This window comes from Chryseobacterium pyrolae (genome assembly GCF_025153485.1).
GTDB lineage: Bacteria > Bacteroidota > Bacteroidia > Flavobacteriales > Weeksellaceae > Chryseobacterium > Chryseobacterium antibioticum.
The window spans coordinates 614,882-627,690 of record NZ_JANZQH010000001.1 but is presented as its reverse complement, the minus strand read 5'-3'; the positions used below and the strand labels follow the sequence as shown (position 1 = coordinate 627,690).

The window sequence follows — 12,809 nt, the reverse complement described above, 5'->3', positions numbered from 1 at the left end:
AGAAATGAGCAATCTCAGCTTTCCTTTTTTTAATTACAATTAATAGTAACAAAGCTTCACTTATTAGAAAAATGTATTCACTTATTAATTCACATTAAAGAGATCTTAAAAACTATTCTAATTTTAACCTATACCCAAAATAACTATTAATCCTTAAAGTTTTTGTTGGTTTTTGATGTATAAAATCAATATAATATTATGGTAAGAATGTATTTTTTAACTATTTATCTTCTTTTAGGATGCCTTATGGTGAATGCACAGGCACCATGTTCAGATTTTAATGACCCTAATAACCCTCCCGGACTTTGGACTCCTGCTCCTTATCCCAACGGAAATGTAGGCGTTTCTGCCGGTACCCCGAATACGCTGGATGGTTCCCAGTATATTATTCTTGATGATAAATCAGGCGGATCATGGTATATCAATCCTTCTGATTTTAAAAATTTAGGACAAAGATTTTTAGGCCAGTGTCTTTATTTTGATTTCTATCTTGAAAAAGATGGCGGTTATGGTGCTCCTATTCACCCTACCATCTACATCATGTCTGGCAATCAGTATATTACTTTTGTAGCCAATGTCACCGTAACTCCAGGAAGCGGATGGGTTCGTGTGCGTGCACCGATCGCTAATAGTACAGGAACTACCCTTCCAAGCAATTCGGATGGAACATGGACGCTGGGCTCAGCAGTAACGACTGCTGATTTTAATAACATTATGAACAATTCCACGGCTGTTATGATATCTCCGGATTATACCTCAAGCCCAAGCGAAAGAGTATGGTACGATAATATCTGTGTGAAATCATGTGACGGATGTACTGCGGATTTTAAACTTGACACTTCATTCAGTACCGTAACCAATACGGCTACCGCTAACTTAACCCTTATGAATCCTGTTCTGGTTTCTACGCCTAACAATCCGGGAAGTACTTATACCGTGGCATGGGGTGACGGAACTTCTTCACCTTATATTATATCTACTCTAAGCCATACGTATACTACTCCCGGAACGTATACGATCTGCGTTACTGAAAAGAAAGATAAAATGATCATATGTACAAGATGTTTTACATTCTGCTACTCAAAAAGAGACACTTTACCAACAAAAGAAGGCGGAGCAATTGCATTGAAATCTCCACTTTCCGATCTTGAGAACATTGCTAAAACAGAACTTCAGGCAGAGGAACAAAAAGGAATTATCATGGTTCCTAATCCCGCTAAAAGCCATGTAGACCTACAGACCAACCTTCCTAAAAGAGAACTGGTATCGGTAAGACTGATGGATTTTTCAGGGAAAGTATTGCTTGAAAAATCTGAAATCCTCAACAGCGGCCCCCAGACCCTTACCCTGAATACGGAGAAGCTGGCACAGGGTGCTTACATCGTTGAAGTGAAATCTGAACATATCACGAGTTCACAGAAACTGCTGATTTCAAAATAAAGTCTTATAAAATGATATAACTTCAAAGACTGTCCTTACATGGGACAGTCTTTTTTATGGAATTTCTGCTTCTGATTACAAAAAATGAATTAAATTCGAAGTAAATAAAAAGATCCTTTAATGATACAACTTCCTTTATCTAAACTTTCTAATGTAGGAACTACCATTTTCAGCCAGATGACGCAGCTTGCCAATGAAAATGAGGCCATCAACCTTTCTCAGGGATTTCCGGATTTCATGCCGGACTCTGAACTGCTGGACCACGTAGACCACTTTATCAGAAAAGGATTTAATCAATATGCTCCGCTGGGAGGAATGATGCCCTTAAAGGAAGAGATCGCCAGAAAAATTGAGAACAGCCACCAGGCAATATACCATCCGGATTCTGAAATAACGGTTACTGCAGGAGGAACCCAGGCTATTTTCACAGCTATTGCCACCTTTGTGAAAAAAGATGATGAAGTGATTATCTTTGAACCGGCTTATGACTGTTATGAGCCTACCGTAGAGCTTTTCGGAGGTATTGTAAAACGTTTTGAAATGAAAGCTCCGGATTATGAGATCGACTGGAATACGGTAAAAGGTCTGGTAAATGCCAAAACCAAAATGATCATCCTGAATAATCCGAACAATCCTTCAGGAAAGATCTTAAAGGAAAATGACCTGCAGGAATTGGTGAAGATTGTAAAAGATACTCCCATCCTTATTCTGAGTGATGAAGTCTATGAAAATATTGTGTTTGATGGAAAACAGCATTTAAGCATCTGTCAATATCCTGAGCTTAAAGAAAGAAGTCTTCTTGTTGCCTCCTTTGGAAAGCTCTTCCATGTTACAGGCTGGAAAACAGGCTACTGTGCCGCTCCCAAAAACCTCACCGACGAATTCAGGAAGGTACATCAGTTCAATGTTTTCTGTGTAAACACCCCTATTCAGCTGGCTCTGGCAGAATACATGAAAAATGACGAACATTATAATTATCTGAATACTTTCTTCCAGGAAAAAAGAGATTTTCTGAGAAAAGGACTTGCCGGAACATCTTTTGGTCTTCTGGATTGTGAAGGAACCTATTTCCAGGCGCTTACCTATGATAAAATTTCTGATAAGAATGATTTTGATTTCGCTTCTGAGCTGACGATTAATCATAAAGTGGCGAGTGTTCCTTTTTCATCGTTTTATAAAAACAAGAGAAATGATCACGTCATCAGATTGTGTTTTGCAAAAAAACAGGAAACTTTAGAAAGGGCAATAGAAAACCTTTCCAAACTCTGAGCCTTTAGATAAGCGGAGAAAGCAGTCTGGCCAGATGCTCAAAGAAGACTTTGTATTTTGGCCTTTTCTTCCATGAATCAAGGGTAATTTCCTCGCAGTCATTCATATCTTCGTGAAATAGGTCCTGAAGTTTTCCGTTGATCTTTTGATCAAAAACCAAAGCGTTGACCTCAAAATTCAGCTCCTGACTTCTGACATCCATATTGGCTGTTCCAACGGATGAAAAAATATCATCGATAAGCATTGTTTTAGCATGGATAAACCCTTTTTTGTAAAAGAAAACCCTCACATTATTCTCCAAAAGCTCTTCATAATAAGAATAAGCTGCCGCATTGACCACTACAGAATCACCGGATTTAGGAACCATCAATCTTACATCCACTCCGGAAAGTGCGGTCTGCTTGATCGCGTCGAATACGGTTTCAACCGGAATAAAATAAGGGGTCACAATATATATCCTTTTTTTGGCTGAAAGCACTGCCGATGCGGTACTCAACATAATAGAAGGTTTGGTATCCGGTCCGCTGGCTGCTGTTTGAATAAGGGAAGTACCAGCCTCTTCTGTTTTTTTAAAATAAAGCTGGGAGATCTCAGGCATTTTCTCTGTTGCAAAGATCCAGTTGCTGAAAAATAAAAACTGAAAATAAAAAGCAGCCTCTCCCTTCATATACAGATGAACATCCCTCCAATACTGCTTGGAATTGGGATTAATATATTTATCCGAAACATTGATTCCCCCTGTAAAAACTTCTGCTCCGTCTACAATAATGATCTTTCTGTGATCCCTGTAATTGACCCTGTTGGCCAGAATCCTGAATTTGATTTTATTAACGGGAGACACTTCTACTCCAGCGTCCCTTAGCCTTTTTAAAAGATTACCTCCAATTTTCCCACTTCCCATATCATCATACAGAAAACGGACTTTCACTCCTTCTCCAGCCTTTTTGATCAGCAAATCGGCAAGCCTGTTTCCTATTCTGTCATTATCATAAATATAATACTCAAGATGAATGTGATGAACTGCTTTTTCAAGAACTTCAAAGACTTTATCAAATTTACCTTCTCCATTGATCAGTATTTCCGCATAATTTCCCTCCGATACCGGGGAATGACCTGCATTATAAAGAAAATTGACCGTTGTCGAAAATTGCTCCATCTGCTTTTTATGACTTTCCAGGGTTTTATGATGAGTTTCCCGGATGTAGGAACTTACTACCTTATAAACCTGTTCGTTGCGTTCTATTTTAAAAGTATAGAATTTATTTTTTCTGTAGTTGACACCAAAAACAAAGTAGATGATCACTCCCACCACGGGGAAAAAAATGATCAGCATGAGATAAGCCAGCGTCTTACTTGCATTCCTGGTATCCATGATAATCTTACCTGCCAGAAAAATAATTCCAACAAGATAAAGAACTTCTAGTCCGAAAAGGGCATAGGGAAACTGACCGAAAAATTCTTTAAGCATATTTTGGAACTTTGTGGATATTAAAGGTAGTAAAAAGGTGAATGGTTTAAATGGAAAAGAAAAAATAAAAAAACCAGTCCTTTTTCAGAACTGGTTGTATGTGAAATGGAGATTGCTTCGCACTTCGCAATGATATGAGCAAATGAATCTGTCTTACTATTCTTCTTCTATAAAAACATTCCTCCGGAAGCCTCAATTCTCTGTCCGTTGATCCAGCCTGCATCTTCTGTACACAGGAAAGCGACTACACCTCCGATATCATCCGGAAGTCCGGCTCTTCCTAAAGCTGTACTATTGGAGATCATTGAATTTACGTTTTGATCGTCTCTGGTTCTTCCACCTCCGAAATCGGTTTCAATAGCTCCCGGTGCAATAACATTAGCTTTGATCTTACGCGGTCCCAATTCTTTTGCCATGTATCTGGTCAGCATTTCAACCCCTGCCTTCATAGAACCGTAAACGGATGATCCCGACAGGGCAAATCTTGCCAGTCCTGATGAGATATTAATAATTCCGCCACCATCATTCATGAAAGGAATCATTTTCTGAGTCAGAAAGAAAACCCCTTTGATGTGGACATTGACCATATCATCAAACTGCTCTTCTGTAGTTTCCACAAGAGGAGCATATAAAGCTGTTCCGGCATTGTTGATAAGAAAATCAATGTTTGAGCTTCCCGTTTCAGTTTCCAAATGATCGGTAATCTTTTTCACAAATGCATCAAAGCTTTTTACATCTCTGGTATCCAGCTGGTAAGCAGCTGCTTTCTGACCCATTGCCTGTATTTCGTTAACTACAGCATCTGCTTCTTCTTTGCTGCTTTTATAAGTAATAATAACATCTAATCCTTTTTGAGCGATCTTAAGGGCTGCATTTTTTCCAAGTCCGCGGCTTCCGCCGGTTACAAGTGCAATTTTTGTTTTTGTATTCATCTTTTTATATTATTTATTGTAAATATTTAATGGTACAAAGTTGGAAAATTCTGCAGAAGAAACGGTTGCCTGAATCAATCTGAAATTTGCAAAATTCAAATCATGAGCGAAATTCCATTGGGGTAAATGATGTTTTTCTTTTAAAAAAATTGGAAAAGTGGGCCAATTCTTCAAAACCTAGTGCATAGGAAATCTCAGAAACATTCCATTTGGTCTGTCGAAGCAGGATTTTAGCTTCCTGAATCATACGGTCTGCAATGAGTTCAGTGGTTGTCTTTCCGGTACTTTCTTTTAATTTTTTGTTTAAATAATTCACATGCACAGCAAGACGATCCGCATAATCTTTTGCTGTTTTCATCTGCAGCCTCTGTTCTGAAGATTCAATGGGAAACTGCCGTTCCAGAAGTTCTATGAATAACGAGACTACCCTTAGCGAAACATCATTTGAAGCAGAAAGCTTGGCGGCAGGCTGCAGCTTCTGTCCATAGTGAATCAGTTCCAGGACGTAGTTTCTGATCAGATCATATTTGAAAACATAATCGGAAGCTATTTCTTTTTTTATCCTGGCAAAAAGTGCTTCTATTTCATCTGCCAACTCATCTTCAATTTCAAATACCGGAACATTTCCCGGCTGAAATATGGGTAATTCTTCTAATGAGAACTGAGATTGTGCTTTAATAAAAAAGTCTTCTGTAAACACACAGAAACTTCCCGACTGATCCGGATCTTCGGGCACCCAGTGGTACGGGACTTTGGGAGTGGCAAACAGTAAAGCATTTTTCTTAATGGCAATGATTTTGTCTGCATATTCTGCTCTGTTTCGTCCCCTGATCAGACTGATTTTATAGTATTTCCTCCTGTTGTAGGGCATTTCCGAAGTTATTTTTACCCTTTCTATCGTTTGTCTGATATCGAATACATTAAAGTGTCCGATGTCTTTATGGAGCCCCGTTGGAAAAATACTTTCAAGGTCTTTTCCGAGTTTGGCGGCCATCTCTCTATAAAAATCTTCAAGGGATGCATGTGCGATCTTTTCCATAACTGACGGTTTGTAAAATTCAAATATACAAAGTTCGAAGGATTTGAAAATGAAAAAAATAGTTCTCTTTTTTCTTCATGAAGTGATATACATGTCAATATTTTTATTACCTTAGTTTTTAAACTAATTCACTAAAAATCAAACAATGAAAAATCAAGATTTACCAAAAGGAAAAAAACTGAACAAAAAACAGTTAAGAAGTATTACCGGTGGACTAATGGACTGCATTGATCCTATGACAGGAGGTTGTAGAAAAATATCAATCGGCTGTGCACAGCTACAATGCAGACCAGGAATAGAGCCTTAATAAAGAATTAAAAACCGTTCACTAGCTGGACGGTTTTTTCTGTCCTTTTAGACATCAACTATAATTTTAGTATCAATTTTCTTCATTAGGTGATATATGTAAATATTTTCCTATCTTAGTTTTCAAACTAATTCACTAAAAATCAAAGATCATGAAAAATTTAAAAAAACTGAACAAAAGAGAATTAAGAACAATTGTTGGCGGAAAAGAGATGTGCATTGATCCAGCTACGGGAGAATGCATGAAATATGGAAGAGGCTGTGCAGAACAGCAGTGCCAGCTGATTATAATAGATCCTATTGATCGTTTATTCTAAAAGCAAGAAATAATATGAAATAACCGCTCCCCTAAAAGAGTGATTATTTAAGCAAAAAACGCTTCCCGTATAGATTGGGAAGCGTTTTTCTTATAACGAACTTTAATATATTCTTATACGTTGAATCTAAAGTGCATGATGTCCCCATCCTGAACGATATATTCTTTACCTTCTACAGAAAGTTTTCCGGCTTCTTTGATTTTTACTTCAGAACCATAGGTTACATAGTCATTGTACTTGATTACTTCTGCACGGATAAACCCTTTTTCGAAATCTGTATGGATCACACCTGCTGCCTGAGGCGCTGTCCAGCCCTGCCCGATCGTCCATGCTCTTACCTCTTTTACTCCAGCTGTAAAGTAAGTCTGAAGTTTCAATAAGTCGTATGCTTTTCTGATCAGACGGTTTACTCCAGGCTCTTCAAGACCAAGCTCGTCAAGGAAGATTTCTCTCTCTTCAAACGTTTCAAGTTCATTGATGTCTGCCTCGATCTGTGCTGCCAATACCACTACTTCTGCTCCTTCGTTTTTAGCCATCGTTTCGATCCTTTCTATCCATTCGTTTCCGTTTTTGATAGAGTTTTCGTCTACGTTGCACACATATAATACAGGCTTTTTGGTTAAAAGCTGGATATCATCAATAATAGCCTGAGTCATATCATTAACAGGAAATTCTCTTGCATTTTTCCCGTCCTCAATAAACTTCTCCAGGTTTTGAAGGGTTTCATAGACAAGGATATCATCTTTCTTTCCGGATTTGATGAATTTTTTAGCTTTATCAACCGCTTTTCCTAGTGTTTCAAGGTCTTTCAACTGTAACTCGATGTCGATAATTTCTTTATCTCTCATCGGATCTACAGAACCTTCAACATGGATAATGTTACCGTTGTCGAAACATCTTAAAACATGGATAATTGCTTCACATTCGCGGATATTGGCCAGGAACTGATTTCCCAATCCTTCTCCTTTGCTTGCCCCTTTTACAAGACCAGCAATGTCAACGATTTCAACTACAGCCGGCAATACTCTCTCCGGATTAACTAATTTTTCCAGTTCAAACAGTCTCTGATCCGGTACAGATACCGTTCCTAAGTTCGGTTCTATGGTACAGAAAGGATAGTTTGCTGACTGCGCTTTAGCATTGCTTAAGCAGTTAAAAAGAGTTGATTTACCTACATTCGGAAGGCCTACAATTCCACATTTCATATTGTAAAATTCAAAGTTTAATGTTCAATGATACTGTTCAGGGTTCAGGGTCTCCTATTTCAAAGTTGGTCTTTTATCAATTATAGACCACTGAACTTTCAGCCTGCAAAGGTAGTGATTTTAAAGGGAGATTCATAATAAAAAAATCTGCCAAAATTCTGACAGATTTTCAATCAATTTTTGTTCATCGATCGATTTTTATGGGTTATCTCCGGTAGCATCCTGAGCGAGCGGGACATCGTTCGGTGCATTTTGCAATGTTTTATCTAAAGTAAATAAAGATTCATCTGTTGCTCTGTCGCCACCTGCAATTTTCAATTTATCGATGAGGCTGGCAGCAAGAGTTTCCTCTTCGATCTGTTCCTGAACAAACCACTGCATGAAATTCCAGGTTGCCCAATCTTTTTCTTCCAATGACATATCTACAATTTTGTAAATCGCTGTGGTATTATCTACTTCATGTTTAAAGACTGCGTCAAAACAAGCTGTTAGGGATTCAGGATCTGCCGGGGGAGCCGGAATAGTATCTACTTTTGGTTTTCCGCCTCTGTTCAATACATATTCCATGAATTTAATGGAATGGTTTCTTTCTTCCTGCGAATGTCTGTAAAGGAAGTTGGCAATTCCCTGATATCCTTTGTCATCTGCCCATATTCCATAAGATAGAAAAATGTGTGATGCATGAATTTCTTTGTTCATCTGATCACTTAGTGCTTTTTCAATAGTCGCGGAAAGTCTGTTGGTATTCATAATGGTATATTTTTGTGATTATGGAAATAATAATGCAAAAATGGTTCCGCCACTGTTTCATTTTTCTTCTGATAAATTCCAATCTGTTTTTAAGTTATTGATTTAAAATTGATTAGATGTTTAATTTATAGCTATTCTAAAATAAAAACCCAGCTCTTTTCAGGAACTGGTTTCATTATTTTCGTGATGTGCAAAGGCGCGAAAGCTTTTATTTTTGTCCAGATGATTTTTTTATCTCCAGTAGATTGAGCTCCTTTTTTTTATCAAATTCTCAAATCGGCAGACTGAATTCTTCATCAAACAATTACTTTACTTTCTTCGCCATATAATCACTTTCGTTTCCGAGCCTGTCAACGGCTTTTATAGCGACTGCATTTAATTTTCTACCTTCTTTATTTTTCGGAACATCTTTTGAAAGGGTGTCCAATGTCAGGATTTCTGTTTCCCAGACTCCGTTGTATTGAGTGAAAAGTACCCATTGGAATACGTCTCCTATATTTTTGCTGCTCCAGCTGATTCTTGCGGAACTCCCATTGTCTGTCACAAATATTGTAGGCGTCTGCAGTGAAGCTGTCTTGATCCATGGTGTTTTCGGCACAAGAGCTTTTTCTTTGTATGGTCCGTTTTTCAAGACAGGAAGCATATTGGAATTTTTGGTAAGCCCTGCAATACTCCAGTGAATTTCTCCGGCATCGTTCTTTAAGATCTGTCTGGATATTTCAATCTGATTTTTAATTTCCGTAGGACGGTCGGATACTTTAATCTCCACGGTATTGAGTCCCGGCCACAAGTGGCGGTTCATGGTATTTTCAGATTTCCACCAGTTCAATAATGCTTCAAAGCCCTGCCCTTTTGAATCGATAGGCCAATAGAGCTGTGGTGAAAAGTAATCTACCCAACCTTTATTCAGCCATAATTTAGCATCAGCATACAGTTCATCATATTGAGACGAACCTACGATTCCTGCCGGATATCCCGGTTTCCAGATCCCAAACGGGCTGATCCCGAATCTCACATAGTTTTTCTCTGCATGAATTTCTTTATAAATCCGTTCAACAAATCTGTTGACATTATCCCTTCTCCAGTCGGCTCTCGATAATGTTCCGCCGTTTCTCAGATATTCATTCCAGCTTGCATTATCCGGAAAATCGGCTCCCCTGTTGTAGGTAGCATACGGATAGAAGTAATCATCAAAATGTACAGCATCGATATCATATCTTTTCACAATATCTTTTACAACATTGGAAACGTGGCCCTGAGTTTTTGGATTAGCCGGATCAAACCAATACATTCCGTTCTTTAATTTAATCACAATATCGGAAAGCTTGTTGGCCATAGAAAGGCTGTTTACAGCACCTCCGTTGGAATGATGGGCACGGTAAGGATTTAACCAGACATGAAGTTCCAGGCCTCTTTTATGAGCTTCTTCAATCCAGAACTGAAGGGGATCATAATTGGGATACGGAGCTGTTCCTGTCTGTCCGGTCAGAAAGTATGACCATGGCTCTATATTGCTTGTATACAGCGCATCTGCGGAAGGTCTGATCTGGAAGATCGCTGCGTTGAAGTTATTGTCTTTAAGCATATCGAGCATGCTTATGGCTTCTGCTTTCTGCTGGTCGACCGTTAAATCATTTCTTGACGGCCAGTTGATATTGGCTACACTTGCAATCCAGGCTGCACGGAATTCTCTTTTAACTTCAGGAAGTGTGGTTCTGAAGTTTTCGTCAGTTGGAGGTATTACTGTTACAGGTTTTGTTGTGGTAACGGGCTCTTTAGGTTTTGATGTATTGCTGTTTGGCTTGGCTGTATTCTTAGTCGGTGCTGTTTTTACTGTATTGTTCTGTACGGAGCAACTGGTATATGATGCAAAAACTCCGGCAAAAACAGTAAGTTTTATAATATTCATTCTCATCGTCTGCAAACTACTTTAAATTTATTTTTTCTAAGAGATTATTATGCCAAAATAAACATTTTAAGACATAGTCTCATAAAAAAAGCCCCGAAAAATTCGAGGCTTTTCTACTATATAAGAATTTCTTACGCTTTCGCTGATCTTTCTATTCTTCTTCTTTCTTCTTCAGAAAGGATTTTCTTTCTCATTCTGATGAAGTTTGGCGTTACTTCGATCGCTTCATCACTCTGGATATATTCCATACATTCTTCTAGTGAGAACAAGATTTTTGGAGCAACTCCACCATCTTTATCTTTACCTGCAGCACGGATATTATTTAATTGTTTTGCTTCTACAATATTGATAACCAAATCTCCTGGTTTGTTTTGTTCACCAATGATCATGCCTGCATAGATCTCCTCGCCCGGATCAACATAGAACTTACCTCTATCCTGTAATTTCGCAATAGAATATTCTGTAGCTGGACCTTGACCTTTACTTACCAAAACGCCATTACTTCTTCCCGGAATTGCACCTTTGAAAGGTTTGTATTCTGTGAAACGGTGAGCCATAATAGCTTCACCAGCAGTAGCAGTCAACATCTGAGAACGCAATCCGATCAAACCTCTTGAAGGAATTTCGAATTCCATATGCTGCATTTCACCTTTAGTTTCCATAATGTGAAGATCTCCTTTTCTCTGAGTTGCCAAATCAATAACTCTGGAAGCAAATTCTTCAGGAACATCAACAACTAATGATTCATAAGGCTCACATTTTTCTCCGTCGATTTCTCTCAAGATAACCTGTGGCTGACCAATTGTCATTTCATACCCTTCTCTTCTCATTGTTTCAATTAAAACTGACAAGTGAAGAATACCTCTACCGAATACTAAGAAAGTGTTTGCATCACCAGTTTGTTCAACTCTTAATGCTAAGTTTTTCTCTAATTCTTTATACAATCTTTCTTTCAGGTGATTTGAAGTAACGAATTTACCGTCTTTACCAAAGAAAGGTGAATTGTTGATAGAGAACGTCATATTCAACGTTGGCTCATCAATAGAAGTTCTTGGCAATGGTTCAGGATTTTCAAGATCTACGAAAGAATCACCGATCTGGAAAGCATCAAAACCTACCACAGCACAGATATCTCCGGCTTTTACTTCAGTAACTTTTTTCTTACCTAATCCTTCAAAAACGTACAATTCTTTTACTTTTCCTTTCAATATTTTACCGTCTGCCTGAGCTAAACCGATCCACTGAGATTCTTTGATCTCTCCTCTGATTACTTTTCCGATAGCAATTCTTCCTAAGAAAGAAGAAAAGTCTAGAGAAACAATCTGCATCTGTAAGTTTCCTTCTTCAACTTTCGGTTCTGGAACATATTGTAAGATACCGTCTAATAATGGGAAAATATCTTCTGTTTGCTCTAATGAAGTGTTGAACCAACCTTGCTTAGAAGAACCGTAGAATGTTGGGAAATCCAACTGCTCTTCAGTTGCTTCAAGAGCAAAGAATAAATCAAATACTTTGTCATGAACTTCTTCAGGACGACAGTTTGGCTTATCTACTTTGTTGATTACTACCAATGGTCTAAGTCCTAATTCCAAAGCTTTCTGAAGTACGAATCTTGTTTGAGGCATTGGCCCTTCAAAGGCATCCACCAACAAGATTACTCCGTCCGCCATTTTTAAAACTCTCTCTACTTCCCCACCAAAATCGGCGTGACCAGGAGTATCGATTACGTTAATTTTAACGTCTTTATAAGTAACAGAAATATTTTTAGATAGAATGGTAATACCTCTTTCTCTTTCAAGATCGTTATTATCCATTATTAATTCTCCACTTTCCTGATTTTCTCTGAAAATGTTTGTAGCATGAATAATCTTGTCAACCAAAGTCGTCTTCCCGTGGTCAACGTGTGCGATAATCGCAATATTTCTAATGTTTTGCATGAATGATTTTTACGGGTGCAAAAATAGTGATTTCTAATGAATAATAAGCAAGAATATAAATTAATTAACAAATTCATAATGAGAGTGTTAAACAAAAACACTCGTTAAAGCCCTAAAATAGAATCATTTATAATATTTTCCCCATGATAAATTAAAAATACAAGATTAAGTTTAAAAGAGTAATCATCTCTATATTTTTTGAAACAATAAATAATACGACGAGTTCTGTCGTTGTAC

11 protein-coding genes are annotated in these 12,809 nt (G+C 37.9%); 4 read left to right on the top strand and 7 right to left on the bottom strand.

The window, feature by feature from the left end:
- Window positions 1–198: 198 nt before the first annotated feature.
- Both NZD88_RS02755 and NZD88_RS02750 read left to right on the top strand, forming a co-directional pair.
- A complete protein-coding gene (locus NZD88_RS02755; protein ID WP_259827255.1) occupies window positions 199–1,440 on the top strand; it encodes a T9SS type A sorting domain-containing protein in 1,242 nt (413 codons plus the stop codon).
- A 120-nt stretch (window positions 1,441–1,560) separates the two neighbouring features.
- On the top strand, window positions 1,561–2,709 hold the full coding sequence (locus NZD88_RS02750) for a methionine aminotransferase (protein ID WP_259827253.1): 1,149 nt from the start codon (window positions 1,561–1,563) through the stop codon (window positions 2,707–2,709).
- 4 nt (window positions 2,710–2,713) lie between these two features.
- Here NZD88_RS02750 and cls read toward each other — a convergent pair whose 3' ends face one another.
- From cls to NZD88_RS02735, 3 genes are all read right to left on the bottom strand, one after another.
- Window positions 2,714–4,177 (bottom strand): cardiolipin synthase, encoded by a 1,464-nt coding sequence (gene cls / locus NZD88_RS02745; protein ID WP_259827252.1) that lies wholly within the window; start codon window positions 4,175–4,177, stop codon window positions 2,714–2,716.
- A gap of 167 nt (window positions 4,178–4,344) precedes the next feature.
- Entirely contained in the window at window positions 4,345–5,109 is a 765-nt protein-coding gene (locus NZD88_RS02740; RefSeq protein ID WP_259827250.1) for an SDR family NAD(P)-dependent oxidoreductase, read from the bottom strand.
- A gap of 100 nt (window positions 5,110–5,209) precedes the next feature.
- Complete coding sequence (locus NZD88_RS02735; RefSeq protein ID WP_259827248.1) at window positions 5,210–6,148, bottom strand: helix-turn-helix domain-containing protein; 939 nt, start codon at window positions 6,146–6,148, stop codon at window positions 5,210–5,212.
- Window positions 6,149–6,293: 145 nt separating this feature from the next.
- On the opposite strand from NZD88_RS02735, the gene NZD88_RS02730 reads away from it, so the two are divergent.
- Complete coding sequence (locus tag NZD88_RS02730) at window positions 6,294–6,455, top strand: bacteriocin (RefSeq protein ID WP_169234477.1); 162 nt, start codon at window positions 6,294–6,296, stop codon at window positions 6,453–6,455.
- Between the two features lie 151 nt (window positions 6,456–6,606).
- Window positions 6,607–6,771, top strand: coding sequence for a bacteriocin-like protein (locus NZD88_RS02725; protein WP_169234478.1), 165 nt, complete (start codon window positions 6,607–6,609; stop codon window positions 6,769–6,771).
- Window positions 6,772–6,884: 113 nt separating this feature from the next.
- On the opposite strand, the gene ychF is transcribed toward NZD88_RS02725, so the two are convergent.
- The 4 genes from ychF to typA form a co-directional block, all read right to left on the bottom strand.
- Window positions 6,885–7,976, bottom strand: coding sequence for a redox-regulated ATPase YchF (ychF, locus tag NZD88_RS02720; protein ID WP_259827246.1), 1,092 nt, complete (start codon window positions 7,974–7,976; stop codon window positions 6,885–6,887).
- Window positions 7,977–8,174: 198 nt separating this feature from the next.
- Window positions 8,175–8,726 (bottom strand): ferritin, encoded by a 552-nt coding sequence (locus NZD88_RS02715; RefSeq protein WP_259827245.1) that lies wholly within the window; start codon window positions 8,724–8,726, stop codon window positions 8,175–8,177.
- Window positions 8,727–9,030: 304 nt separating this feature from the next.
- Complete coding sequence (locus tag NZD88_RS02710; RefSeq protein ID WP_259827243.1) at window positions 9,031–10,641, bottom strand: glycoside hydrolase family 10-like protein; 1,611 nt, start codon at window positions 10,639–10,641, stop codon at window positions 9,031–9,033.
- Window positions 10,642–10,766: 125 nt separating this feature from the next.
- Window positions 10,767–12,572, bottom strand: a complete 1,806-nt coding sequence (gene typA, locus NZD88_RS02705; protein WP_259827241.1) for a translational GTPase TypA — start codon at window positions 12,570–12,572, stop codon at window positions 10,767–10,769.
- Between the last annotated feature and the right edge of the window lie 237 nt (window positions 12,573–12,809).

What these genes read in the sequence shown, in the direction of transcription:
- NZD88_RS02715 (WP_259827245.1), bottom strand. Translation starts at nt 8,726, where the DNA reads ATGAATACCAACAGACTTTCCGCGACTATTGAAAAAGCACTAAGTGAT.
- NZD88_RS02725 (WP_169234478.1), top strand. Translation starts at nt 6,607, where the DNA reads ATGAAAAATTTAAAAAAACTGAACAAAAGAGAATTAAGAACAATTGTT.
- NZD88_RS02755 (WP_259827255.1), top strand. Translation starts at nt 199, where the DNA reads ATGGTAAGAATGTATTTTTTAACTATTTATCTTCTTTTAGGATGCCTT.
- NZD88_RS02730 (WP_169234477.1), top strand. Translation starts at nt 6,294, where the DNA reads ATGAAAAATCAAGATTTACCAAAAGGAAAAAAACTGAACAAAAAACAG.
- cls (WP_259827252.1), bottom strand. Translation starts at nt 4,177, where the DNA reads ATGCTTAAAGAATTTTTCGGTCAGTTTCCCTATGCCCTTTTCGGACTA.
- NZD88_RS02735 (WP_259827248.1), bottom strand. Translation starts at nt 6,148, where the DNA reads ATGGAAAAGATCGCACATGCATCCCTTGAAGATTTTTATAGAGAGATG.
- NZD88_RS02740 (WP_259827250.1), bottom strand. Translation starts at nt 5,109, where the DNA reads ATGAATACAAAAACAAAAATTGCACTTGTAACCGGCGGAAGCCGCGGA.
- typA (WP_259827241.1), bottom strand. Translation starts at nt 12,572, where the DNA reads ATGCAAAACATTAGAAATATTGCGATTATCGCACACGTTGACCACGGG.
- NZD88_RS02750 (WP_259827253.1), top strand. Translation starts at nt 1,561, where the DNA reads ATGATACAACTTCCTTTATCTAAACTTTCTAATGTAGGAACTACCATT.
- NZD88_RS02710 (WP_259827243.1), bottom strand. Translation starts at nt 10,641, where the DNA reads ATGAGAATGAATATTATAAAACTTACTGTTTTTGCCGGAGTTTTTGCA.
- ychF (WP_259827246.1), bottom strand. Translation starts at nt 7,976, where the DNA reads ATGAAATGTGGAATTGTAGGCCTTCCGAATGTAGGTAAATCAACTCTT.